Source organism: Mucilaginibacter lappiensis, assembly GCF_900155965.1.
Taxonomy (GTDB): domain Bacteria; phylum Bacteroidota; class Bacteroidia; order Sphingobacteriales; family Sphingobacteriaceae; genus Mucilaginibacter; species Mucilaginibacter lappiensis.
This window is the reverse complement of record NZ_FTMG01000005.1, coordinates 225,849-252,767: the sequence shown is the minus strand read 5'-3', so window position 1 is coordinate 252,767 and position 26,919 is coordinate 225,849. Positions and strand designations below refer to the sequence as shown.

The window sequence follows — 26,919 nt, the reverse complement described above, 5'->3', positions numbered from 1 at the left end:
CAAAAATCAAATATTTTCCTGTTTTGCCCAAAACAGGAAGCTTTTGAACTATAAGCCCCAAATTATCAATCTGTAAAACCGTAAAGCCCAGTGTTTAATAAGGCTTTTCTTTCGAATATCTATGAATTTTCGTCGTTTATCAAACGTTTGCGTTGTTTAAGTTTTTGTAAAACAAACGTTTGCGTTGTGTTTAAGGGGCTTCAATTTTGCTTTGTTAGGGCCTTATATCTAATTTCCAATATCCAAAAAACATAAAAAAAGAACTAAAAACTTATTGATTAATTAATACTAACACCAACAATGTATGATTAAAATTTACTCACAACTTAGCTCGGATTTCATGCAAGGTATTTTTTCAAAGGGACGCTCCTATGTCAGTCCTTTTTTAAAACTGGTTTGCTGTTATCTGTTTGTATTGTTACCAACCTGGGCCAATGCCCAAACGGTAATTAATGGTACCGTAAAAGATACCAAGGGTTTAGCCGCAATTGGCGCTACAGTATCCGAAAAAGGAGCCAAAAATTCTACAGTAACCGATATCAATGGCAAATTCAAATTAACCCTTAAAGGAAAATCCAGCGTTTTAACGGTAACTTATATAGGTTATAAAGCGCAGGAAGTAACGGTAGGCTCATCTAACGAGGTATCCGTTGTTCTGGAAGAAGACCTGAATAAGCTGAATGAAGTAGTGGTAGTAGGTTACGGTTCCGTAAAAAAGAGCGACCTCACCGGTTCGGTAAGTTCGGTAAAGAGCGATGACCTGATTTTAGGCGGTACAACCTCAAATTTGGGGCAGGCTATACAAGGCAAAGCCGCTGGTGTACAAGTACAGCAATCAAGCTTTGCTCCGGGAGGCGCCATTTCTATCACGGTGCGTGGTGGTAACTCAATCAGTACAAGTAATGCACCATTATATGTAGTTGATGGGTTTATTACCGATAACGGTAACTTGATAAACCCAAATGATATTGATGACATCCAGATATTAAAAGATGCTTCGGCAACAGCTATTTATGGCTCACGTGGTGGTAATGGTGTAATTTTGATCACTACCAAGAAAGGTAAAAATGGTAAAGTATCTATTGATGCAGATGTGTCTAACGGCACACAATACCTAACGTATAAACCGGCTTTATTAACAGGACAGCAATATACAGATATCCAGAATGCTACCGCTATTGAGGACGGAAATCCTCCGCTTTTTCCAGCTGGGTTTCCTGTAGCTAATACTAATTGGCTAAAGGCTGCCACCCGTAACGCTACCGTTCAAAACAGGACTGTAAGCATAAGCAGTGGCGATAAAAATTCAAAAATTTATGTATCAGGTAACTATATTAAACAGGTTGGTGTATTGAAAAATACCGATCTGGAAAGATACAGCGCCAGAATAGGTTCTGAAAAAACACTTAATGAGAACATTAAATTAAGTGCTAACTTTTATGGCGCAAGCACCAACCAGGATCAACAATCCTATTCAGGCGATATTACAGCGCCGTTATTTGGCCTTTTAACAGCGCAACCCAATATCCCGGTTTATAATCCTGATGGTACCTACTATGTTTACCAGGGAAAAAACAATGCGTTGGCCAGCCTTTTAGAGCCAACCAATACCAGCGGTAACAAACTCATTAACGGAAATATCGCTTTAGACTATCAGATCATCAAAAATCTTACCTATCACCTTGGTGCCGGTAGTGAATATAGCCAGACAACTGCAGGTCAGTACACTCCAACAACGTTGGTAGCAGGGGCTAAAAACGGAGGTTTGGCTAGTGAGCAAACATATAGCTCTTTTAGATGGTTGGTGGAGAACTATTTTACTTATAAGTATAGTTTTAAAAATAACGACTTTACTTTATTAATAGGTAACTCTAATCAAAAAGATGTTAATCAGTCGTTAAATGCAGGGGCAAGAGGATTCTCAACAGATGCTTTCCTGTTTTATAATTTGAGCGCAGGTGCAGCTGCCTATGCAAGTAATGGTTACAGTGCTTATAATAGCTTTAGAGAAGACGCAAGTCTTACCGATTATTACGGAAGGCTTAATTATGCATATAAAGATAAAATTTTAGCAACATTTACTCTAAGGGATGATGCTTCATCTAAGTTCGGACCTAACTTTCGCCATGGTATTTTCCCATCAGGAGCTATAGCTTATAAATTTACCGAAGAGGATTTTATCAAGAATTTAAATACGTTTTCTAACTTAAAACTTAGGGTAAGTTATGGTATTACCGGTAATGATCGTATCCCCAACTACAGGTATTTAACCACATTTGGTAATTACAGTACTACGCTTGATGGTTCTGCCTTACAGGTGGGTATTGAACCATCTTTGTTGCCAAACCCTAACTTGAAATGGGAAAGTACCGCGCAGTTTGATGCCGGTTTAGATATGGGATTTGCTGATGGCAGAATCAATGCCACCATTGACGTTTACCGGAAAAGAACCAGCGATTTACTCCTTAACGTTCCTGTTGGCCAATATTTTGGGTTTAGTACCCAGTTGATCAATGCAGGCTCTGTTGAAAATAAGGGTATAGAGTTATCTATAAGTTCAAATAATATCAGAACAAAAGATTTTTCATGGAATACCAGCTTCAATATCGCTTATAACAAACAAAAAGCTTTAAAACTGGCAGAAAATGTTCCGCAGATCCTGACCAATACGGCTAATCCAAGTGGTACCGTTTCTGGTCAGCCATTTACTAAACTGGTGCCTGGAGTTGAGTTAGGAGAGCTTTATGGCTATGTTTACGAAGGTGTAATAAAAACCGGGGAACATTACGCGCCTCAACCAAATTCAAAACCTGGTGATCCTAAATATAAAGACGTTAATGGCGATGGTAAAATTACGCCTGATGATCAAACTTATTTAGGTAATTCAAATCCGCACTATACCGCAGGTTTAGGTAATGATTTTCACTATAAAGGATTTGACCTGAATATTTTTATTCAGGGAGCTTTCGGCTATTCGTTGTTTGATATGAACAGGTTAGTATTGGAGTCAACAACGGGTGCTGATGCTTTAAACCGCTTTGTAGCCGGTAAAAATGAAAACACGCAAGTACCACGAGAAGGTTACTTTTTAAGTACTTATGGAGGTTACGTGAACTCCAGGTTTGTTGAGAACGCTTCTTTTGCCCGTTTAAAATCAGTTTCATTAGGTTATAGCTTCCCATCATCATTATTCCAGAATATGAAAATTCTTCAGGGGATAAGAATATATGCCGAAGCTCAGAATTTGTTCACCATAACTGGTTATAAGGGTACAGATCCGGAAGCTAATGTTCACGCCGCCGCCGTTTCTCCAAGCACTCAAAACTTAGGTACAATCAATAACCTGGCTGGCGGGTTAGATTTTGGCTCATTCCCTGCGTTCAGAACTATAACTTTTGGTATAAAAGCTTCTATTCACTAATTACTAATAAACCTTTTATTAAGGTTCAACATAAAATTAAAAAAGATGAAAAAATACAGTATTCTTCTTATGGTGATGATGGTTTTTGTACAGTTTTCCTGTAATAAGAATCTCGATCCTAAGGTATATAGCAGTTTAACCACCACCAATGCATTCCGTACAAAATCCGACGCTATTGCTGCAGTAAACGCGGTTTATGCGCGCTTAAAAGGTCCGTCGGTAGGTGATAATTTTGATTATTGGACAGTAAGGCACTTTGCTCTTACAGATTTGACTACCGATGTTGGGCACTGTACTTATGGTGGCGATCCGGGGCAGTTGTCATTAGTACAATGGAATTCGGCTAACGGTTTAATAGCCGAAGACTGGAGGCAGATATACAAGCTGATAGCCAATGCCAATAGCGCGATATATAATATCAGCCAGATGACTGTTCTTACCGATGCGCAAAAAAAGCAGTTTTTAGCAGAGGCTAAATTCTTGCGTGCACTGGCCTATATGGATTTAATTGATGCCTGGGGTCCTGTTGTATTGCTTACTGAAAAAGATGTGGAGAAACAGCAAACTAATCCAAATTATACAGCTCCAATACCAGTAACATCTGTTGATCAGATCGATGCGCTATTGATAAGCGATCTTACGGATGCGGGTAATACATTGCCTGTTGATTATACAAAAAGCGATATCTACACAACCAATGATGTGGGCCGCGCTACCAAAGGTTCAGCGCTTACTTTGCTAGCTAAACTTTACCTCCGTGAAAAGCAATGGCAAAAAGTAGTTGATTTAACTAAACAGGTTATGGATATGAATGTTTATCAGCTATATCCTACTTACTCTGGCCTATTTGCCGAAGCAAATAAATGGTGTTCAGAAAATATCTTTTCGGTATTGAGCGATGCCAATGTAAACGGTACTGAACTTTTGAACCACTTTGGCCCATTGCAGCACCCCGTATTGACTGATAGATGGCAATATTATGCTGTAACCTGGGATTTTTACAATAGCTATGGTGACGAGGATGACCGTAAAAAAATGTTTTTCCCATCATATCTTGGTGTTGATAAATTGGTGCATCAGCAAGCGCCATCAATAGGCGCTACCCCGCCGAAGGGCGCTTTTTATATGCCTGATGTAGCTACCATGAAATATGCCGACCCCAATGGTGCCAATACTTATTATGACGGTCACAGTGTAGATATTTTACGCTACGCCGATGTATTATTGAGCAGGGCCGAGGCTATAAATCAACTAAGCGGTCCAACAGCTGAGGCTATCTCTCTGATCAATCAGGTAAAAGCACGTTCTCATGCTAAATTACTGGTTGCCGGAAGCTATACACAAGCAAGCCTGAACGATGCCCTTTTACAAGAACGTGGCTGGGAACTTTACTATGAAGGTAAACGCCGGGCAGATCTGATACGCTTTGGTAAATATGCCGATGTGGTAAATGCCTATTTGAAACGTACGGGTCAAACCCCAACCGTTCAAATGCCGCGCGATCAGTATTTCCCGTATCCTTTAAACCAGGTTACTATTAACCCTAACTTAAATAATTCCGGAAGGCAGCAGTAATTAGTATACCTTTCTGAAAAAAGAATATACAGCCCAAAAAGGCTGTATATTCTTTATATTTAAAACAGATGGTACAAAACCTGTTTAGCATTGTAAATGGTATGATGAAGTATTTCTTTAAAGGTATAGCCCTACTGACTTTTTTGGCGGTTTTTGCAGGCTGCAATAATGGCACTGCTATCAAAGAAATAAAGGTAGGTCTACACAACAATAACGAGTTAAAGATCCAAATAGATGTGCTCACCGGTTCGCCGGTAGATGCCTATGCCGAGTATTGGGTTGATAAGGGTGCAGATACCACCAAACAGGTTTCGCCCGTATCAAAAAATACGGCTCAACATAGGTTGGTACTATGTAACATCGTCCCAAAAACCAATTACGCCTATCATATTGTCACGGTAGTTAATGGGGCTAAAACGGTAAGCAAAACCTATACTTTCAGCTCGCATGAGTTGCCTTTGTTTTTACAGGAGCAGTTCACGGCTAAAAGCGCGTCTGAAAATCATATTCCTGCTGAATTTAAAGATGGCTTAATGCTCATCAATAAACGGTATGCTCCCGGCGTAGCTTATCTGGTTGACTACAAAGGCCAGATCAAATGGTACCACATGATCGATAACCTGGGTTTTAAGGTGATCCATTTTACCAAAGACCATACCTTGCTTTCTATCCTCGGTCGTAACGACGAGCCTACCAGCTACGGCAGCGAGATACTGGAGATAAACCTGGAAGGTGATACCTTGCTGCACCTGAAAAAAGGCCAGGGCGATTTTAAACAAACCATCCACCACGAAATTTTAAAGAATACCAGTAACCAGATTGTAACTCTGTTTGTTGATCAAAAGATCATGGACCTGAGCACCGTTGGCGGGGGTAAAAAAGATACCGTGAACGGCGATGGCATCATGGTGATGGATAAAGCCGGCAAGCAACTCTGGAAATGGAGCGTGTTTGATGTGATGGACCCGTTTAAAGATCCCAAGCTACTTAAAACCAAAAAGGACTGGATGCATGCCAACAGCCTGAATTACGACAAGGATGGTAATTATTTGATCTCTTTCTACAACAACGGTCAGATCTGGAAGGTTGACGCCCATACTGGTAAGGTGATCTGGAAATTTGGCAAGGGCGGTACTATAGCCATGCCTGCCGAATGTAACTTTACTCAAGCCCACGCTGCACACATCAACAGTGAGGGTAATTTGATGTTTTTTGATAATGGCGTCGAAAAGCACCAGTCGGGTGTATTTGCCATGAAACTGGATCAACAGCAAAAAACATCAACAATCGATCTGCATATCCAATTGCCCAAAGAAGTATTTAACGGGCGTATGGGCAGTGCTTATATGATCAATGATACCAGTGTGCTCTGTTGCTGCTCCAAAAGGCATATCGTTGTGCTTAGCGACCGTAAAGGGGTATTATTATGGACGATGGAGACGGCAGTACCTACTTACAGGGCTATTTTTGTAAAGAGCAGCGAGCTTAGTCCCTATTTAAAACCGTGATGAACAAAAGGTATCCATATTTGATCATTTGGCTGGTAACGGTATTTGTGCTGTGGAACCTGGCGCAGGTCAGTTCCTGTAACGAAGACCACGCGGCGACTTTAAAAAGTCCTGCTGCCAATGATAACCTGGTGACCATTGATACGCTCAAAATACCGCATGATAAATTTGGCGAGGCAGTAAGATATGGCCGCGCATTGATGCTGCGTACCGCTTATTACATTGGCCCCGATGGTGTAAACGGGCATTATACCGGCAACAAAATGAACTGTACCAATTGCCATCGTGATGCAGGTACAAGGCCTTATGCGTTTAACCTGGTTAATTCATTTAAGGAATATCCACAGTACCGGGCAAGGGAAGGCAGGATTCTGTCGCTGGCCGAGCGGATCAATAACTGTGTGATGCGCCCAAATTTGGGCCGGCCTTTGCCGCTGGATGGGCGGGAAATGATCTCGATCATGTCATACCTTAAATGGCTCAGTGACTCAGCCAGCGTAAATAACCATACCAAAGGATTGAAAAATATGGAGGTCAGCTTTCCCGACAGGGCAGCATCTTCAGATCAGGGCGAAAAACTATATGCACAGCACTGCACCCGCTGCCACGGCACAACCGGCGAAGGACAAATGCAGTTTGACCAGGTAACCTACGCCTACCCGCCGTTGTGGGGGGCAAAAGCATACCGTCAGGGATCAAGTATGCACCGGGTGGTAAAACTGGCGCAATGGCTGGTGGCCAATATGCCTTTTGATAAGGTAACGCATAACAAACCATTCCTCACTGATGCCGAAGCGCTTGACCTAGCTGCTTTTATAAACGATGATGAAAAACATCCGCGGCCATCAAAAGGGGTAACCGAGGTGCAATATCCTCATGCCGATGAAAAAGCTATTGATTACGACAAAGGGCCTTTTAACGATCCTTTTTCAGAAACACAACATAAATACGGGCCATACAAACCAATTGCCGATTACTGGAAAAGTAAAAGATTAAAGCCCACTTACTAAATTTTGAATACTACTGATATTGACCAATGAACATGAAAAAACAACTCTTTGCGCTCCTCCTCCTGCTACCTGCTTTTGCGGCACAAGCCCAAAAAATACCTTATACAAATTGTAAAAACTGCTGGGTGCCCGATTCCTTAGGGAACCACCGGGTGGTTTTAACTTTTAACGGTACCGGTAAGGCAGCCAAAGTAATTATCCCCTGGAGAAGGAGGGATAATGATCCGGAAAACAAACGGGTGATTATAGAAGATGCCAAAACCAGGCAAAAAGTTACCAATGTTAAATTGAGCGCTATTACCCGCGAAAGCGGCGAGGTAGTTTTTGAACCCACATCGGGCAAGGGGACCTACTTTGTGTATTACATGCCTTATAAAAATGAGGGCCGGTCCAACTATCCAAGGGGTATATATCTGAAACCGGAAAATACCGCTTCACCTGCATGGTTAAATAGCCTAAACGCTAATATCCCTGCGGCTACGGTAAAAGAATTCCAGTCGATAGATGCTTTTAATAGCTTTTATCCGATGGAAGTGATCGCCACCAAAAATGAAACGGATGCGCTGATCGCCAAACATAAGAGTGAATCGTTTCTGGTTTTCCCAGAGGATAGGTTAAACTCTATCCGCATGACTAAAGATTTGCCACAGCGTTGGATAGAACTTGGTCCACAAAGTAAATATACCGCTGCTGCACTGCGTGGCGAAAACTTCTCGTTCCAGTTGGGTGTATACGCCCTGCAAAACCTGGATGATGTGAAAGTTACCTTTAGTGATCTGAAAACGGCTACGGGTAAAAAAATTCCGGCTTCGGCCTTGTTCTGTATCAATACGGGTGGTACGGCTTATGACGGTTCATCGCTAACTAAAACGGTAAGCGTAGCAGCCGGCACTATCCAGGCTTTATGGTGCGGCATTGATGTGCCTGCAAGCGCTACAGCCGCCGTGTATGCCGGCAAAGCTTCCATCAGCATCAACGGTAAAACTTCCAAAGAAATTCAATTATCTTTAAATGTGAGTCCAACATTGGCCAAAAACGGTGGTGTTGATGAACCCTGGAAAATGACCCGCCTGGGTTGGTTGAACTCTACCATGGCACAAAAGAATACCGTGATAGCGCCATATAAGCCACTGGTAGTAAAAAATAACACGGTGGAATTGCTGGGCAGAAAAGTGGAGGTGAACAGCGATGGTTTCCCAAAACAGATCCAAACGTTCTTCACGCCCGAAATGACCGAATATGCCGATGCACCTAATAACCTGCTAACCGAAGCTATTCATTTTCATTTCCTGAATACTGCCGGTAAAAATATCAAACTAAAAAGCCAGGGCCTGCAGTTTACCAAACAGGAGCCAGGCACCGTACAGTGGACGGCCACGAGCTCCAACGACAGCCTGCAGATGGAAGTAACCGCCTCTATGGAGTTCGATGGTTTTATAGCTTATACCGTCAAAGTAAAAGCCTTGCAGGATGTGAGTTTTAAAGACATTACCATGCACATTCCTTTTAAAAGAGATGTGGCTAAATATATGATGGGCCTGGGCCAGAAAGGCGGCTATCGTCCTGAAAACTTTGAATGGAAATGGGATGTAAGCCATAAAAACCAGGATGGTGCCTGGATAGGTAATGTAAATGCCGGTTTGCAATACTCTTTGCGCGACGAGAAATATGTTCGTCCGCTGAATACCAATTTCTACCTGCAAAAACCACTCATCCTGCCATCATCATGGGGTAATGGCGACAAGGGAGGTCTCAACGTAAAAGACGATGGCAAAGCCGTATTAGCCAACAACTACAGCGGCGAGCGCAAGCTGAGCAAAGGCGATGTATTGTACTATAACTTCAACCTGCTTATCACACCTTTCCATACCATCAATACCGATTTTCAGTGGGCTACCCGTTTTTATCATGCCTACAAACCTATCGATACCATAAAACAAGCTGGCGCTACGGTAATCAACATTCACCATGCCACGGCTATCAATCCTAATATCAATTATCCTTTTATCGCCTGGAAGGCCATGAAGGCTTATGACGATTCGGCGCATGCCGCGGGTTTAAAGGTGAAGATCTACAATACCATCCGCGAGCTGTCTAACCACGCTTATGAAACATTTGCTTTGCGCAGTTTGGGTCATGAGATCTATTCGCCGGGTAAAGGCGGTGGTTTCAGCTGGTTACAGGAACACATAGGCGACGATTACATAGCCGCCTGGTTTGTACCCGAAATTAAGGATGCTGCCATCATCAACAGCGGTATGAACCGCTGGCACAACTACTATGTGGAAGGTATGAACTGGTTGACCCAAAATGTAGGTATCGACGGTATTTACCTGGACGATGTAGCCTTTGACCGCGTAACCATGAAACGGGTTAAAAGAGTATTGACCAAGGATGGTCACCCGGGTATTATCGACCTGCACTCGGCCAACCAGTACAACAAAAGCGATGGTTTTAACAACAGCGCCAACCTGTACATGGAGCATTTTCCATACCTCAACCGCCTGTGGTTCGGAGAGTATTTTGATTACGAAAAAAATAACCCCGATTTCTTCCTGACCGAAGTAAGCGGTATCCCATTCGGTTTGATGGGCGAAATGCTGCAAGGCGGCGGTAACAAGTGGCGCGGTATGGTTTATGGTATGACCAACCGCATGCCATGGAGCGATGGCGCCGACCCTCGCCCGATATGGAAAGTTTGGGACGATTTTGGCATCAAAGGCACCAAAATGATAGGCTATTGGGTTGATGATAATCCGGTAAAAACCGACCATGATAAAGTATTGGCCACCATTTACAAAAAAGATGGCGCCGTACTGATTTCGATAGCCAGCTGGGAGGATACGGATACCGAGATCCAGTTAAAAATAGACTGGAAAAAATTAGGTATCGACCCGGTAAAAGCCACGATCACCGCACCGGAGATCAGGACATTCCAGCATGCCAAAACATTTGGCTTGAACGATAAAATCCCGGTTGAAAAAGCCAAAGGCTGGTTGCTGATCATTAAATAATGCCTATAGCTATGCGAAAAACAGGACTGCTTGCTTTAGCGATATGTTTATCGGCCAGCTGGGTTAAGGCCCAGGAGAAGGCGGGTTACCGGGAGTATAACAAAGTGATCACAACCTACCCGTTCTCGGATCCTAACCCGATACCGGCGTTCACCAATATTTATCCCTACTTCAGGTACGATGGCTTTACCGATAAGCCCGTGCAGAAGGAGTGGAAGGTGGTGGAACTGCAAAACAAGTATATCACCTTAACCGTGCTGCCGCAGATAGGCGGTAAGATCTGGTCGGCTGTGGAACGGTCGACCGGCAAAGGGTTCATTTATGAGAACCACGTAGTAAAGTTCAGGGACATTGCCATGCGCGGCCCCTGGACAAGCGGCGGCATCGAACCCAATTATGGCATTATAGGCCATACCCCCAATTCAGTTACTCCAGTTGATTACATAGTACACAATAATGATGATGGCAGCGTAAGCTGCATCATCAGCGTGCTTGACCTGCTCACCAGCACTACCTGGGCCATGGAGATCAACCTGCCTAAAGATAAAGCCTATTTCACCACCAAATCTACCTGGTATAATTCCAATACGCTGGATGAGCCGTATTACCACTGGATGAACATCGGCATCAAAACCAAAGGCAACCTGCAGTATATGTACCCAGGCACCGGTTTCCTGGGGCACCAGGGTGAGCATGGCGACTGGCCCATCAACAAGCAAAACGGCAAGGACGTTTCCTTTTATAATAACAACGATTTTGGCGGCTATAAATCATACCACGTATTTGGCAAGTACACCGATTTTTTTGGAGCCTACTGGCATGACGATGAACTGGGTATGGCCCGATATTCGGGTCGTGATGATAAGGCTGGCAAAAAGATCTGGATCTGGGGGCTGTCTGATCAGGGCATGATCTGGGAAAAATTGCTGACCGATAACGACGGACAATACTCCGAAATTCAATCGGGCAGGTTGTTTAATCAAACATCACCAGAGAGTACCTTCACCCCGTTTAAACACAAAGGCTTTGCACCCGGCGAAGCTTCGGTATGGACAGAATATTGGTACCCTGTACTTAAAACCAAGGGCTTTGTAGAGGCCAACAACTACGGGGCGCTCAACGTAAAGACCGGAAACGGCTGGCTGAAACTGGCGCTGAGCCCGGTACAAAAAATTGCCGATAGTTTGATTGTTAAACAGGGTGAAATCATCATCTATAATAAGAAACTGGAATTAGATCCGCTTCAAACTTTTGCTGATTCTGTTCAAATGGATGCGGCTAAAGGCGATGTGTTGGTTACGCTGGGGCGCGATAAGATCATCTACAATTCAAAACCTGACGAAGGTGATTTGAGCAGGCCACTTAACTCGCCCAAAGATTTTAACTGGAATACTGCTTACGGCCTGTATATACAGGGCAAGGAGCTGATGGACGAAAAAGCCTATCCACAGGCCGGGGAAAAACTACAAGCGGCTTTAAATCTCGATCATAACTATGTACCGGCCCTGGTAAAAATGGCCCAGTTGCATTACCGCAACCTGCAATACGCCGAGGCCATGGAATTGGCCAAAGATGCCTTAAGCATCGACACTTATGACGGTGGCGCGAATTATTATTTTGGTATCATCAATACCAAACTAAATCATATAGCCGATGCCAAAGATGGTTTTGATATAGCTGCTTTATCCATGGAATATCGCACAGCGGCATATAACGGACTGGCTGGTTTATATCTGCGGGAAAAAAGCTATGACAAAGCCCTGGAATATGCTGCCAAGGCGCTCGACTTTAATCGCTATGATCTGTCGGCTTTGCAAGTGGAGGCTATTGCTTACCGCTACCTGCATCAACAGCAAAATGCAGAGCAGGTATTGACCCAGATCCTGGCCTTTAATCCACTTGATCATTTTGCCGGGTTCGAAAAATATTTGTGGGATGCCTCTACCAAAACCCAATTCACCGCTTCTATCCGGAACGAACAGCCGATAGAAAGCTATCTGGAACTGGCCAACGTTTATTATCAGTATGGATACTTGGAGGAATGCCGCAAAGTGCTAGAACTTTCGCCAGCCAATGCTTTGACCAACTATTGGCTGGCCTTTTTACAACATAAAGCAGGAAAGCCGTTTACGCAGCAATTGGATAAGGCCAATAACAGTTCGCCCGCTTTTGTGTTCCCCTTCAGGGCTGATGACGAAGAAGTGCTGACCTGGGCCATGCAGCAAAGCAACAGCTGGAAACCAAAATACTACCTGGCCCTATTGTACAAAGACCGCAACCGCATAACCGAAAGCAAAAACCTATTTACCCAATGCAGTAACCAGCCTGATTTTGCGCCGTTTTATGCGGCCCGGGCGGCCATGCTGATGGGAACCTCTGATCTGACCGATTTGCAAAAAGCCCTGAAATTGGAACCTAATGAATGGCGTTATTATAAATTATTGGGCGAATACTATGTAGCTCATAACCAGTATTCCGAGGCCTTAGCTGCGGTGGAACCTTTTTACCGTAAACATTCCGAAAATTATATCGTCGGGATGCTGTATGCTAAAACGCTGCTGCTGAATAAACGCTATGCAGAATGTGCCAAACTATTATCAGTCATCAATATATTACCTTTTGAAGGCGCTACCATTGGTCGCGATTTGTATCGCGAAGCCAAACTGATGCTGGCTATAGAAAAAATAAGAAGTAATAACTATGCAGCTGCGCTTACCTTAACAGCCGATGCCAAACTATGGCCGCTTAACCTGGGTGCCGGCAAACCTTATGCGGAAAACATTGACGAAAGGGCAGAAGACTGGTTGACCTACCTCTGCTATACCAAACAGGGCAAGGATGCCGAAGCGCGAAAGTACCTGCAAAAGATCATTGCCTTTACACCTAAGACCGACAATACCGTTAAGAACTTTTTACCGGCCAACAGCCTGGTAACGGCCTGGGCTATGGAAAAACTGGATAGTAAAGCTGCTGCCACCACGTGGCTGGATGCGCAGGTTAAACAATGCCCCGATAACGATATCATACAATGGTGCCAGCAGGTTTTTGAAAATGGATCGGCCGAAAAAGCAGATACCAGCGATACCATCGTACGCATCCTGCAACAAATAATGACTCTGAAATAATTACCTGATATGACAAAATACCAAATAATCACCACCACTAAAACTGCTTGGTTATTATCCTTCTTTGCATTGCTGCAATTGAGCAGCCATGCCACCACACTCCCGGCAGATACAGCGCTTAAAGTACCGTTGGGCGGCAACGCCTGGGTAAATAAAAATGCACAGGCTATTATTGACAGCGCTGGCCTGGGCAACTGGAGCTCCAATGCTGATGTAGTAAGCGTATACGTACGCCTGGAAGCTCCCGGCGACTTGAAAATTGCGCTCCGGCTACAGGTGCAGGAGGGCAGCAGTACCATCAAAGTATCGGCAGGGCAAAGTGTTTTAACCAAAACGGTATCTAACCAGCAAAACGCGGTTGTTGATTTCGGTACCGCTCATATTAAAGCCCCGGGCTATGTACAGATAAAATTGCAGGGTCTGAAAAAGAGCGGTAGGGTCTTCGCTCACGTAAGCGATCTGTTGCTGAGCGGTCCGGCTACGGCCAATGGGGCTGAGTATACCAAAGACAACCATGGTAGTTATTTTTACTGGGGCAGGAGAGGCCCGTCGGTGCATCTGAATTATCCTTTGCCCGATGAAGCCAAAACTACCGCCGAATGGTTTTACAATGAAGTGACCGTACCTGTAGGTAACGATGTGCTGGGGTCCTATTTTATGGCCGATGGCTTTACGGGTGGCTACTTCGGTATGCAAGTAAACTCACCAACCGAGCGTCATGTACTGTTCTCCATTTGGAGCCCCTACAATACAGATGATCCAAAAAGTATCCCGGACAGTTTAAAAATCCACCTGTTAAAGAAAGGTGCAGGCGTACATGGCGGTGAGTTTGGCGGCGAAGGTTCGGGAGGACAAAGTTATATGAACTATCCCTGGGTAGCGGGTAAAACCTATGCCTTTTTGATACATGCCCAAGCGGATGCCTCGGCTAAAACCACCATATTTACAGCATACTTTAAACCCGCCGATCAAACTACCTGGCAGCTGGTGGCCAGCTTTAAACGCCCCATGTCGGGCTTTTATTTGAAAGGTTTGTATTCGTTTCTGGAGAATTTTGATCCCGAAATGGGTACTACCGAGCGTAGGGTGAACTTTGGCAATGGCTGGCTGGTAGATACTAATGGCAAATGGTATCCATTGACCAAAGCTGTTTTTACCGGCGATGCAACCGCAAACATCAAATACCGAAAGGATTACGGTGGTGGTATACAGGGCGATCATTTTTACCTCAGAAATTGTGGATTTTTTAATGATTTTTCGACACTAAGAACCGATCTTAGCCGCCAGCAATCAAGCGCAGCTCATCCAACCATTGATTTTAATAAATTACCGTAAATGGTATCAAGTAGCTAGTATCAAGTAACGAGATTATCTTTTCCAGTGGCAGCAAAATCGATGATGCCAAATGTCGTGATACTTGATACTATCTACTTGATACTAACATAAAACAGCAACCGTGAAAAAATACCTTTTACCCTTACTCTTTTTATTACCCGTATTTTGTTTTGGGCAGGATAAACATGTTTTCAGTCTGAGTAAAAACGAATTTCTGCTGGATGGCAAACCTTTCCAGATCATCAGCGGCGAAATGCACCCGGCCCGTATCCCCCGTGAATACTGGCGCGATCGTATCCGCATGACCAAGGCCATGGGCTGTAATACCATCGCAGCGTACATATTCTGGAACTACCATGAAGCTACCCCGGGTGTTTTCGACTTTAAAACAGGGAATCATGATATCGCCGAATTTATCCGTATTTGTAAGGAAGAAGGAATGTGGGTGCTGCTACGCCCCGGACCGTACGTTTGTGCCGAGTGGGATTTTGGCGGATTGCCATCGTGGCTGTTAAAAATCCCCGATATAAAAGTGCGCTGCATGGATCCTCGTTATATGAGCGCGGTAAGCCGTTACGTGACTCATCTGGCAGCCGAAGTTAAATCCCTGCAATGTACTAATGGCGGCCCGATCATCATGTCGCAGATCGAGAATGAGTATGGCAGCTACGCTAACGATAAAACCTACCTGGAAACCCTGCGTAAACTATGGGTACAAAACGGAATTAACGTACCTTTTTATACTGCCGATGGCGCGACACCTTACATGCTGGAAGCCGGTAACATTGATGGAGCGGCCATTGGTCTGGACAGTGGCAGCAGTGATGAGGATTTTGCCCAGGCGACCAAACGCAACCCCAACGTACCATCTTTTAGCAGCGAAACCTATCCCGGCTGGTTAACGCATTGGAAAGAGAAATTCGCCAAACCAGATACCAATAGTCTGAAAAAAGAAATTACCTACTTACTGGAGAACCATAAATCATTTAACCTGTACGTAATCCACGGTGGTACCAACTTTGGTTTTACCGCTGGTGCCAACGCGTTTTCGACTACTCAGTACCAACCCGATCTCACCAGTTATGATTACGATGCGCCCATTAGCGAGCAGGGCCAGGCAACGCCTAAATATTATATGTTGCGTAACCTCATCAGCAAATATGTAAAATATAAGATTCCGGCCGTACCGCAGGCTCCTAAAGCTATCAGCATACCGGCTATTACTTTAGCGCCGTTTACCAGTATCTGGCAGCAGCTACCCAAACCTTTCCTTTCGCCGCAGCCGCAGCCAATGGAATATTACGACCAAAACCAGGGTTTGATGCTTTACCGCACCAAGCTCATCGGTCATAAGAAAGGCACACTCACCATTACCGAACCCCATGATTATGCCATGGTATTTGTGGATGATAAACTGATTGATACCGTTTACCGCGATGGCGGCAAGTGGAACATCAAAATCCCCGAAAGCAGCAGTAAAGACCCGGTACTGGATATTTTGGTAGAAGGCATGGGCCACATCAACTTTGCCCAGTACATCATAGACCGTAAAGGTATTACCGACCGGGTTACCCTCAACGGCATGACTTTGATGGATTGGCAGATCTATCCTTTACCCATGACTGAAGCCTTTATCAAGACACTAAAACCGGCAAAGGCCGAAGCTGATGCCAAAGGTATGTTCTTTAAAGGCACGTTTGATCTGCAGGAAACCGGCGACACTTATTTCGACCTGAGCAATTACGCCAAGGGCATTATTTATGTGAACGGTCATAACCTGGGCAGGTATTGGAACACAGGCCCGCAGCAAAGGTTGTACTGCCCGGCGTCATGGCTCAAAAAAGGAAATAATGAAATTATAGTATTTGATTTCCACCTAAACGAAGCTAAAACCATCAGCGGTAAAACTACTTTGGAGTAAAGAGAGATACAGAAAATAAATTTGTCATGCTGAACGCAGTGAAGTATCTATTGTACATCTGAGCATAGCGAAGAAGATCTTTCGCTATGCTCAGGATGACCTATTTATAAACAAATAGTTATATTCAATGTATATAAATGTGGGAGGACAAAAATGAAAGAACTTATTGACCATAAAGATTATCAGGGTATAGAGCAGGCACTATCCAATAATCCGGCTTTGGCTAATGAAGGCATTCCATATGATAGTGTGAACATTACCAAGGCGCACCCGTTGCACCGGATTTGTGACGGCGTGTTTTCCGGAACATATACCGATGCCGAAGCTGTACAAATGGCCAGGATTTTTTTAGCACATGGAGCAAATGTTAATGGCAATGAGCTGATAGAAAAACAGGACTCCCCGCTTGTTGCCGCTGCAAGCCTGTATGCCGACCAGGTGGCTATTTTGTATATAGAAAATGGCGCCATTTTAAATCATGCTGGGTGCCATGGTGGTACTGCACTACATTGGGCCGCGTACTGCGGAAGAGATAAAGTGGTTAAAAAGCTGGTGCAGAATGGCGCAAAAATTAATAAGCTATGTATCGATTTTAAATCCACCCCGCTCTTCTGGGCCATTCATGGTTTAAAGAATTGCGGTACAATCAGTTCGTCCGATACCTTAGAATGCGTAAAGATCTTGCTTCAAGCCGGTGCCGATAAAAATATACCCAATGCCGATGGAAATATAGCTTTTGAATTATTAGATGACGGGGATTTGGAATTGAAGGAATTATTGAAAAATTAACCTCGACCACACTCTCCGCTCCCGCGAGATTAGCGATAGGTATCTCGTGGGTGGCATGGTCAAAGCCTTCGGCTTTCTTGTTCAGCAGAAATCACGTTTCCCGCGAGCTGAAAGCTCGCGGGAGCGAAGGTCTTGCAGGTGCAGGACTTAGTTGCCATAAGTAAATGAAAACCTGGGACTTATTTCAGTATAGACATTGTCGGCAAAATAGGCAACATAATAAGAACCTGAAGGTTTGTCGGAAGGTAATGTTAAAGTTAAGCTCCCTGATACAACTCCATTGGTATATTTCCAGGCACCGGCATACGTATTACTTGCGCCGGGTACGTTGCCGGTTTCATAGATCCCGATCCACGCTTTAGGGTCGGCAGAGCCATTGGCAAAATTCACGGTAATGGTTTCTCCGACCGAAAATTTTGTTTTATTTAAAATGATGTTTGCCTGAGTTGGGCTTGTCTTTATTGAAAAAGTAGTTATAACACCTTTATGATCAGAAGGCCATGTTCCCGTTGGCTTAAGAAAAGGATTGGTATAAATGGCATCTTCATATCCCTGGCCTTTTACAATTGAACCTGATGGCCCAAACACGATAGATTCGTTTACGTTTACCCTATTATAATTGTCGGCATAATAAATATAATCAATACGGTCGCGCTCATCGGCATCCGGTGCCCATACCAGCGAAGATAGCTTGGCACTTGTGTTAAAAGCCGCCCAGGTAAATCCCGGATATTTTACCGGATCGGGATTTTTAACCCGGTACGAGTCCTGATAGCCTGCCCCATATAACTTAACGCTGCCTTGCCAGGGTACAATGGTGCCGTGATGATCAAACAGGTCTTTTTGTGCTTTAACCCAATCTAAGTGCGAAGGCTCATTAAAATCTCCGCCTAATATAACAATCCGTCCATTGTCTCTTTCCTGTTTGGCATCGTTTACAAAGGCACTTAGCTCTTCATCCCGGGTTGATTTGAGGTTGGCGGCCAGAACGCTGTCAACATTGGTAACCGGCGCGGCTATTTTTTTAAAGGTTACACCATCATAGCCCCTTGGCAGGTAACAGGCATAGTTGGTATAGTCTAAATGGGCCGAGTATAGGGTAACTTGCGTGGTAGCGCTCAGATTAACAGTGGCTTTATCAAAAGCATTGCCATAAATATTGGTTTTAAATGAAGCAATAGGGTATTTTGATACGATGCCAACATTGTAGTCATAAAACGAATAAAAAGTATAACCTTTTGCTTTTAAAGCCGCTACAATGCGTTCATCAAACTTGGTGCTGTTATAATTTCGAACCTCACTTAAGGTGATGAGATCGGCGCCTGATTGAATAATGGCATCAACTATACCATCAAAACCGCCGCTCACTGATGTGCCTTCCTGCCAGATGTTTAGTTGCAAAACTTTCAGTGTAATGGAGTCTGCCCCGGCTGCCAGGGTTGTTTGGACTTTAACCGGCTTTATACTGTCTGATGAAAAAGATGATGATGCTTTTTTGCAGTTTAAAAGCACGAGTGCCGAAAGCAATGGGATTAGGTAGCTTTTTTTCATTTGATTATTCTGATTTAGAATGCAAAATAATATGCTCCTTATTTGGATAGTATTATTTCGATATTATATAATGTATCAATGTTTATCTTGGTTTTTGCCGGTTTCATCAAAGTACTCATCCTTTTAGGATACCTTGAGTGTACGAAAACTGCTGAAGCCACGGTTTTTTACAAGCTTCCGGCTATGTTAAAATTACTGATCATTACTTATTAAAACATTTGTTTATCAAACGTTTGTGTAGAAATTGAAGCTTCCGCGAGCTTCTTTTTCGACCAATGATGTCTAATTTCGGTTTTTAAACCGACATGGATAGTATTTTAGTAATAGGCTCAAACGGGCAGATTGGCACCGAATTGATTGACGCGTTAAAGGTAACCTGGCCTGCTTATCAGGTCATTAGCTGCGATATAAGACCACGTGAACAGCTGAAAGGCGACGTATTTGTACAAGCCGATGTGAATGACCTGGAGAGGTTGAAAACCATTTTTGAGCAGTATCGGATCAAACAGGTGTACCTGCTGGCTGCCTTGTTATCTGCCACCGGTGAAACCAAACCCCGTTATGCATGGGATCTCAACATCAATGGGCTGCTCAATGTGTTGGATCTGTCGGTCGCGTACCGGGTCGAAAAAGTTTTCTGGCCTAGCTCTATCGCGGTGTTCGGTCCGGGTTCGCCCAAAGATGATACCCCGCAATTTGGCGAAAAAGACCCGCAAACGGTTTATGGCTTCAGCAAGCTGGCCGGCGAACATTGGTGCAACTATTACCGCGAAAAATACGGCCTGGATGTACGCAGCATCCGCTATCCTGGCCTCATCAGCTGGAAAGCCGCGCCGGGTGGTGGCACTACCGATTATGCGGTACAGATATTTCACGATGCTATAGCTACCGAAAGCTACCAATGTTTCCTTTCGGCCAATACGCGCCTGCCCATGATGTATATGGACGATGCTATCCGCGGTACCATCGAGCTGATGCAAACCCCTTTGGAAAAACTAAAAGTATTCCGCTTGTATAACCTGGCTGGTTTTAGCTGTACACCCGGCGGACTGGCCATCGAGATCAGCGAACACATTCCGGGTTTTACCATCAATTATCTCGAAAACGATCCGCGCCAACAAATAGCCGACAGCTGGCCACGGTCAATTGACGATAGCGAAGCCCAAAAAGACTGGGGCTGGCAGGCCCGGTTTGACCAGAAAACCATGACCAGCGATATGATCAAACACCTGTCGCTGGTGGTATAACAGAAGACCTAAACCTTATCATAATCCCGCAAAATTTTCGTATATTTACGATAATTGAAACAGCCCGCTTCTCTTTTATCAGAGAAGCGGGCTGTTTGATTAAGAGCAAAACGGGAACAAAAACCGACCGTTTGGTATGTAGTTATTTGATAGTCAATAAATTAATACTTTTTAAAGTTTTCAAAACGTATAAAAATCGTATTAAAATTTGTTAAAAAGTGTTAAAATGAGAGGTTTTGAACAAATTTTGAGCTGTTTTTACCCCGTTTTTGAGCCGAAAAGTGTTAAAATTTAAGGTTTAAAAAGTTTTTTCAGCATCATTTAGGCTGACTTTGGGTTGCGGATACCATCTGCATAAATTTATCTTCGGAGGCTATGTATTTTTCCAGTAAGGTGAACTGGTTACGTGCCCTCACCAGGTTGTGCCCGGGATAGCTGGATCCGTAGTAGATATCATTGTTCAGATAATCGGTCAGGAAACGGATGGCTTGCATATAGATCATAAATTTACCCGAGTATACAAACAGCTCGCGCTCGCCCTCGGTGAGGTTGCTGTTCATTTCCGAGAGGTAGCCCTCCACAATGGCTGCAAAAAAGTCTTCGCGTACCTCAATAAGGGAAAAATCCTGCTCTTCCTCGTTGGCGGGGGACAGATAGGTCCGCATCATATCACCCACATCGCTGATGTAGTAACCCGGCATAACAGTATCCAGATCAATGACGCAGAGGCCTTTATGGTCGGTATCAAATAAAATATTACTGATCTTGGTATCATGGTGAACAACGCGCAGAGGTATCAGCTGGTCGTGCATGATGGATTGATGCACATCTGCAATATCCCGGTGCCCAAAAGCCTGATCGATGGTGTCACGGGCTTCAGTCAATCGCTCGGCACCGGCATTTTTTACCACGCGCTTAAATGTTTCAAACCTGCCAGACAGGTCATGAAAACCACTCAAGGTGTATTGCAGGTTACTTACGTTAAAGCCCGCCAGCAAATTGGTGAATTTGGCAAACTGGCGGGCCGCCTCAAATGCCTCATCACGGGTTTGTACTGTATTTAAGGTGATGGAGTTTTTGATAAATGGAAACAGCCGGTAATACTCGTTGTCGGTATACTTTACCATGTAATCGCCTGTTACGGTTGGCAGCGATGCTACAAACAAATAATCGGGATAGCGCTTTGATAAATAGTTATCTATTTTGTTGGTATTTTGGGCTATATGTTCAGGTGTTTTAAAAACGTTTTTATTGATCTGCTGTAATATAAATTCGTTATCGTTTTTAAAACCAGTTATTTTCCAGGTTCGGTTGATCAACCCTTCGCCAAATTTTTCAATATGATAATCGTGTGCAATAAGGTCAAAGGATTTTAGAATAACATCAAACATTTACTAAGTTTTTTAAGGTTTTTTGAATGCTTAAACCAAACCTAATTAATAAACTGCTAAACTTTTCACGCAAACGTTTGCCTGTTTTTTTTATTGACAATCCTTTAAGATAAGTTCAAAACAGGTGACTGATTTGAATGGTGTGATATCCACAATTTCAATAACTGTTTTTGGTTTTGTTTTCTATCAGCTGCGACTCCACCATTACGTTGTAATAAGCCTGCACTCCGTCTGGCGATTGCTCTTTGCGCGACAGGAGATCTAATAAAATATCGGCAGCTTTTTGCCCCTGGAGGTATGGGAACTGCTCAACCGATGCCACCGGGGCATAGTCCATATAATTGATGATAGGTAAATTGGCGTAGCTCACAAATTGCAGGTCTTTATCCAGATCGATACCCAGGTTGCGGGCATGTTTTATGGCATATAAAGACACATAGTCATTAAAGGTAACAATGGCTGTTGGCCGGCGTTTGTGGGCCAGCAGGCCATCCAGAGCGGCCCTGGTGCCTTCTTCAGTTAAGTTGCAGCTTACTATTAACGAAGGGTCGAACTTTAGCCTGTTCTTTGTCATGGCCTTAATGTAGCCTTCCTTGCGTTCGCCGCTGGCTGCAAGGGTAGCCGGGCCATTGATGAGGCCTATGCTACGGTGCCCCTTTTGTAATAGGTAGTTTACAGCCTCAATGCTGCCGGTTTCCATATTACAGGCCACATAATGTATGTTTTTAAGCGGAGGGATGCGATCAAAAAATACCACGGGAATGTTAAAACGCTTCAGCATATCGAAATGAGCAAATGACGATGTGGTTTTGGCTACAGATATCAGCAAACCATCTACACGGGAATTTTTCATTTTTTCAACTAGCTGTATCTCCTTTTCTTCGTTGTCATGTGATTGGGCTATCAAAACGGTATAATTTCTTTTGTAGGCCGTATCCTCAATAGCGCTGATAGCTGCCGAAAAAAAGGCTTCAGACAATTCGGGGATAATAACACCAATAGTATAGGTTTTTCCTTTTTGAAAAGATATGGCGTTCTGATTAGGCTCATAACCCAGTTTTTCGGCCAATGCCTGCACCTTTAATTGGGTAGTAATACCAATAGTAGGATGTTTGTGCAAAGCCCTGGAAACTGTTGATACAGAAACATTAAGAATTTTGGCTATTTCTTTTATGGTGGCTGGTTTTCCGGTCATTATCAGTTTTAGTAATCATTAAAATTAGTAAAATGCTTTTAAACTGGCAATTTAAGCATTGGTTTATTGAAAAAGATAGGGCTTCTAAGAACTTAAAAAGCCGTTTATCTTCACGCAAACGTTTGTTTCTGGATCCTGCCAAAATTTATTTGTTAACTCAGGTGCATGAACAGGAATTTTGAGCGACCGAAATTTGTGACATTAATTAAAATAAAAATGAAAACACAAATTAACATTACGCCCTGGGGGCTGCGCTCTGTATCCTGGTGGATCACTTTATTACTAGCTGCGGGTATTATTTTTATAGGCATCCGTTTTATGATAATTCCACAAGTGGGTGCCACAGGTTTTGGTATCTCTTTTTCAAACACCGGGGATGCCGTTTATGGAAAGATCAAAGGTATTCGTGATGCCTTCTCTGGCCTGGTACTGTTACCTTTTTTATGGATGCGTATGCGTAGAGTAACGGCTTGGGTATTTACCACTGCGATTATTGTGCCCACAACCGATGCGCTCATTGTTTTAACAACCAACGGAATACATGATACAGCACACTTGATGATACACGGCGGCACAGCCTTGGTAATGATCATCACCAGTATTCTTCTTTTTTGGCGGAAGGACTGAACGTGTAAATTTTAATAAGAAAACCCGGCATGAAAAGTGCTGGGTTTCAAAGGTAAATCAAAAGTTGTTGAACGTATAAATACTCATTTTTTGCATACCGTATTTATACGCTAAGCAGGCTGGATAATTAATGCCAGGTTTGTATAATAACGGGAAATGAGCAAGGTTGACTTTGACATTGTGGTCTTTTCCCTGTTAAGCTTAAAACACACCGGCGTATATCTTCAACTTTATCATTGTGGCAATTTATAATGAGCTTCATTCTTCCTCGCAGGAAATAATTAACATCCAGATAGTTATTGATACCGATGCAATCACTACAGATTATCCGAAGCCAAGTAAAGATCCCGCGAAACCAACCGGTTTACCGCACAATTATATGTACATGGTGGCTACCAGGAGTGATGTTATTACCGGATCTGGGACAGCAAACATAAGTATAAAGGCAAATGTTGGTGATATTATCCGTTGGCATGCTGTATCTGAATACAGCAATTTCGATTCGGCAGTAGTCATTTACAACCTGGCCCAGTTTGGGGGAACCACAGTATTTAATAACTTAACTTTTAGTGTTTATACCAGGCAAGGTATTTTACCTGTTGACCGTGATGCACTCCCAGTTGGATTTTCTACACAGAATTTTTGGTTCAACCAGGCCAATGTGATCAATACCGGAACAGAATATTACAATGTTCAGTTTGCGCTGTATGTTCGCCATAGAGATTTTGTCGATCCGATATTGTTTGGCTACTACTATTGGGATCCAACGGTTACTGTACAGAATTAGTCATATTATCCCAAAAACAATAAAAGCCCGGATCTATCCGGACTCTTATTGTTTCAATAATCAATTTTTTGCTCTTGACAATTAATCTTAATTGGAAAGTATTTTCTCTGCTAACTTGGTTCCATCTACACGGGCACGGATTTTTGAAAAAGCGATTTCCCTGGCTGTAGAAGTATCATCTCCAAAAGGAGAAAAACCACAATCATCTGTAGTACCTAATTGTTGAACGGGAATAATTTGCGCGGCTTCAAGAATCAGGTCACTTATTTGCTCGGCTGTTTCTACCCGTGGATCAAGCACATTGGTAACGCCCAGAAACACATGTTGGTTGGGTTTCAGGTTTGCTTTGATCGACTCAAGAACGGTCTTCTTATCCTTTTCTGCAGCATATTCCAGATAAAAATTACCCGCGTGTAATTTAAATAACAGAGGGAGTAGCTCTGTGTACGGAATATCAGCACTGTGTGTAGAGTCATGATCACCACCGGGACAAGTATGAATACCTATTCTCTTTTGCTCCTCGGCCGTAAATTTGTCCAATACCTGGTTATTTAAATCAATAAATGCAGAAAGTAACTGCTTGCTTGGGTCTAATTTTATAGCTAAGCGGGCTTCTGTAAAATCAATCTGCACATTGTATGCGCCATTGTTTAAACACGTTCTGATATCATAGGCCGCATCATTAACCAGATCTGTTAAAAATTGTTCACGTGAATAGCCATCAATACCTTCCTGCGGATAAAGTAAACTCATTGCCGAGCAGGAAATAACTGCCTGTTTTATAGGGAGTGACGAAAATTGTTTAGCTTTTTGCAGATATGAATTAGCAAAAGTAGTATAGCGAAAAGGGCCTGCGGTAAGTTTTGGCAATTGCCTGGTATGCCCGTCGGCAAAAGGAATGATCACTCCGTCAGGGGCAAAGCTTTTAAAGCCTTGCAAAGGATAGGTAACAAAGCTTGGTTTGGATTGCTCGCCATCAGAAATTACCGGCGAACCTGTAGTTTCCAATTCTTTGATAGTTTCCTGGGTAGCTTGATCAAATAATCTGTTTAATTCTTCGGCTTTAATTTGTCCGGCTCCAAAGGCGCTCATCGCCTGTTGTAAATAAGCCGGACGGGGAATGCTCCCAATTGGTTCAGTTAATATTTTCATCATTTGGTTTAAGATTGCTCATAAAGTTAAATTATTTAGGTATTGCCTCACAGAGAATTAGATAATAAATTAATGTAAAGCCAATTTGCCCGAGATGCTTAGATACGAGGGAATATAATGAATTTTGAATTTCTCGCAGAGGACCCTGTTAAATAATGGGTTTACATGTAAACCCATTATTTAACAGAAATATTTACTTAATATATTGATTATCAATTAAATAATTTGATGTTAACCATAAAATGTGTAAACCATGTAAACCCACTTGTAAAACTTTGTATGCAACAGCATTCAATTGGCTATAAGAGTGTTTCAAAACTGCGTATCATTCTTACTGGTGCCCCTGATTTTGTAGGCTAAGGGGTATTGCTGGAAGCTTTGATCCGTCTGGCTCATACAACAAATGCAAGTGGTCGTGAATCCCCCCTCTAATTGTCACGATTGACCCTTGTGCGCGTACCTCATCCGTTCTACCTTAGCATAAACATAAACTAATAGTAAACAAAATGAGAAAGATCAGGATTGTTGAACATATCTCGCTGGATGGCGTGATCGAACATGCTGGAAACTACACTTATGGCGATTGGTCGGGGCCGTTTAGAAGCCCGGCCGGGCTACAGATGCTCCTTGATGAGTACGGTACAAACTTTGACCTAGTACTTGGTCGCCGAACTTACGATGCCTGGGTAGATTTTTGGCCTAAGGCCGGAAGTCATCCGATGGCGAACGGTATGAACTCTGCGACCAAACACGTAGCGACCCACAGACCTGACAGCCTCGAATGGGGGCCAGTAAAGGACTTGGGGACAGACATCGTAGCCGGTGTTCGCAGTCTCAAGTCAACAGACGGCCCCGATTTGCTCATCTTGGGAAGTTCGACACTGACATCAGTGTTGCTCGACCAGGGACTAGTGGACGAGGTTATACTGCTCGTATACCCGGTTTTGCTGGGCCAGGGCAAGCGCCTGTTTTCGGACAGCTTTGACGCACGCGAACTCGCTTTTGTTGACTCGAAGGCCACCCCTACAGGCGTACTCATCAATACATATAAACACGTTGGATCGCTGAAAAAATAATTTTTCGCCAATGTGGACGACTGAGCAGACTACAAATCTATGGATCATCGGTTTATCCTGTCTATGGCCAGTATTATCACCACACCATCAAAAATAAAAGCCCTGATACGGGCATGTATCAGGGCTTTGTACTCAGAGCGGGAATCGAACCCGCACTCCGTTTACGGGAACAGGATTTTAAGTCCTGCGTGTCTA

General features: G+C 43.5%; 17 protein-coding genes. 13 read left to right on the top strand and 4 right to left on the bottom strand.

Annotation, left to right across the window (positions count from 1 at the left end; genetic code table 11):
• Positions 1–340 precede the first annotated feature (340 nt).
• The 9 genes from BW976_RS12450 (at position 341) to BW976_RS12410 (ending at position 17,698) form a co-directional block, all read left to right on the top strand.
• The gene (locus BW976_RS12450) at positions 341–3,421 is read left to right on the top strand and encodes a SusC/RagA family TonB-linked outer membrane protein (RefSeq protein WP_076373610.1); all 3,081 of its coding nucleotides are present in this window, start codon (positions 341–343) and stop codon (positions 3,419–3,421) included.
• 45 nt (positions 3,422–3,466) lie between these two features.
• Positions 3,467–4,996: a RagB/SusD family nutrient uptake outer membrane protein gene (locus tag BW976_RS12445; protein WP_076373609.1), complete on the top strand. Its 1,530-nt coding sequence runs from the start codon at positions 3,467–3,469 to the stop codon at positions 4,994–4,996.
• Between the two features lie 68 nt (positions 4,997–5,064).
• The gene (locus BW976_RS12440; RefSeq protein WP_217696247.1) at positions 5,065–6,504 is read left to right on the top strand and encodes an aryl-sulfate sulfotransferase; all 1,440 of its coding nucleotides are present in this window, start codon (positions 5,065–5,067) and stop codon (positions 6,502–6,504) included.
• Positions 6,504–7,514: a c-type cytochrome gene (locus BW976_RS12435; protein ID WP_084192174.1), complete on the top strand. Its 1,011-nt coding sequence runs from the start codon at positions 6,504–6,506 to the stop codon at positions 7,512–7,514. The genes BW976_RS12440 and BW976_RS12435 overlap by 1 nt, the downstream gene beginning before the upstream one ends.
• Positions 7,515–7,546: 32 nt before the next feature.
• Positions 7,547–10,528 carry a glycoside hydrolase domain-containing protein gene (locus tag BW976_RS12430; RefSeq protein ID WP_076373724.1) on the top strand — a complete coding sequence of 994 codons (2,982 nt, stop codon included), beginning with the start codon at positions 7,547–7,549 and terminating at the stop codon, positions 10,526–10,528.
• Between the two features lie 11 nt (positions 10,529–10,539).
• Positions 10,540–13,653 (top strand): DUF5107 domain-containing protein, encoded by a 3,114-nt coding sequence (locus BW976_RS12425; RefSeq protein WP_076373723.1) that lies wholly within the window; start codon positions 10,540–10,542, stop codon positions 13,651–13,653.
• A 9-nt stretch (positions 13,654–13,662) separates the two neighbouring features.
• Entirely contained in the window at positions 13,663–14,988 is a 1,326-nt protein-coding gene (locus tag BW976_RS12420) for a DUF3472 domain-containing protein (RefSeq protein WP_076373608.1), read from the top strand.
• Positions 14,989–15,109: 121 nt separating this feature from the next.
• Positions 15,110–16,909 (top strand): glycoside hydrolase family 35 protein, encoded by a 1,800-nt coding sequence (locus BW976_RS12415; protein ID WP_076373607.1) that lies wholly within the window; start codon positions 15,110–15,112, stop codon positions 16,907–16,909.
• 153 nt (positions 16,910–17,062) lie between these two features.
• Positions 17,063–17,698 (top strand): ankyrin repeat domain-containing protein, encoded by a 636-nt coding sequence (locus tag BW976_RS12410; RefSeq protein WP_076373606.1) that lies wholly within the window; start codon positions 17,063–17,065, stop codon positions 17,696–17,698.
• Positions 17,699–17,845: 147 nt separating this feature from the next.
• On the opposite strand, the gene BW976_RS12405 is transcribed toward BW976_RS12410, so the two are convergent.
• On the bottom strand, positions 17,846–19,249 hold the full coding sequence (locus BW976_RS12405; RefSeq protein ID WP_076373605.1) for an endonuclease/exonuclease/phosphatase family protein: 1,404 nt from the start codon (positions 19,247–19,249) through the stop codon (positions 17,846–17,848).
• 305 nt (positions 19,250–19,554) lie between these two features.
• Between BW976_RS12405 and BW976_RS12400 the strand changes: the two genes are divergently transcribed.
• Positions 19,555–20,496: an NAD-dependent epimerase/dehydratase family protein gene (locus BW976_RS12400; protein WP_076373604.1), complete on the top strand. Its 942-nt coding sequence runs from the start codon at positions 19,555–19,557 to the stop codon at positions 20,494–20,496.
• 317 nt (positions 20,497–20,813) lie between these two features.
• Here the strand turns inward: BW976_RS12400 and BW976_RS12395 are convergent, their stop codons facing one another.
• Entirely contained in the window at positions 20,814–21,887 is a 1,074-nt protein-coding gene (locus tag BW976_RS12395; RefSeq protein ID WP_076373603.1) for a phosphotransferase enzyme family protein, read from the bottom strand.
• Between the two features lie 157 nt (positions 21,888–22,044).
• Complete coding sequence (locus BW976_RS12390) at positions 22,045–23,082, bottom strand: LacI family DNA-binding transcriptional regulator (protein ID WP_076373602.1); 1,038 nt, start codon at positions 23,080–23,082, stop codon at positions 22,045–22,047.
• A gap of 216 nt (positions 23,083–23,298) precedes the next feature.
• Between BW976_RS12390 and BW976_RS12385 the strand changes: the two genes are divergently transcribed.
• Positions 23,299–23,709 carry a DUF4267 domain-containing protein gene (locus BW976_RS12385; RefSeq protein WP_076373722.1) on the top strand — a complete coding sequence of 137 codons (411 nt, stop codon included), beginning with the start codon at positions 23,299–23,301 and terminating at the stop codon, positions 23,707–23,709.
• A gap of 238 nt (positions 23,710–23,947) precedes the next feature.
• Positions 23,948–24,496: an inclusion body family protein gene (locus tag BW976_RS12380; protein WP_217696246.1), complete on the top strand. Its 549-nt coding sequence runs from the start codon at positions 23,948–23,950 to the stop codon at positions 24,494–24,496.
• Between the two features lie 87 nt (positions 24,497–24,583).
• Here the strand turns inward: BW976_RS12380 and BW976_RS12375 are convergent, their stop codons facing one another.
• On the bottom strand, positions 24,584–25,651 hold the full coding sequence (locus BW976_RS12375) for a cobalamin-independent methionine synthase II family protein (protein ID WP_217696245.1): 1,068 nt from the start codon (positions 25,649–25,651) through the stop codon (positions 24,584–24,586).
• A gap of 503 nt (positions 25,652–26,154) precedes the next feature.
• On the opposite strand from BW976_RS12375, the gene BW976_RS12370 reads away from it, so the two are divergent.
• Complete coding sequence (locus BW976_RS12370; RefSeq protein WP_076373600.1) at positions 26,155–26,724, top strand: dihydrofolate reductase family protein; 570 nt, start codon at positions 26,155–26,157, stop codon at positions 26,722–26,724.
• The last annotated feature ends 195 nt before the right edge of the window (positions 26,725–26,919 follow it).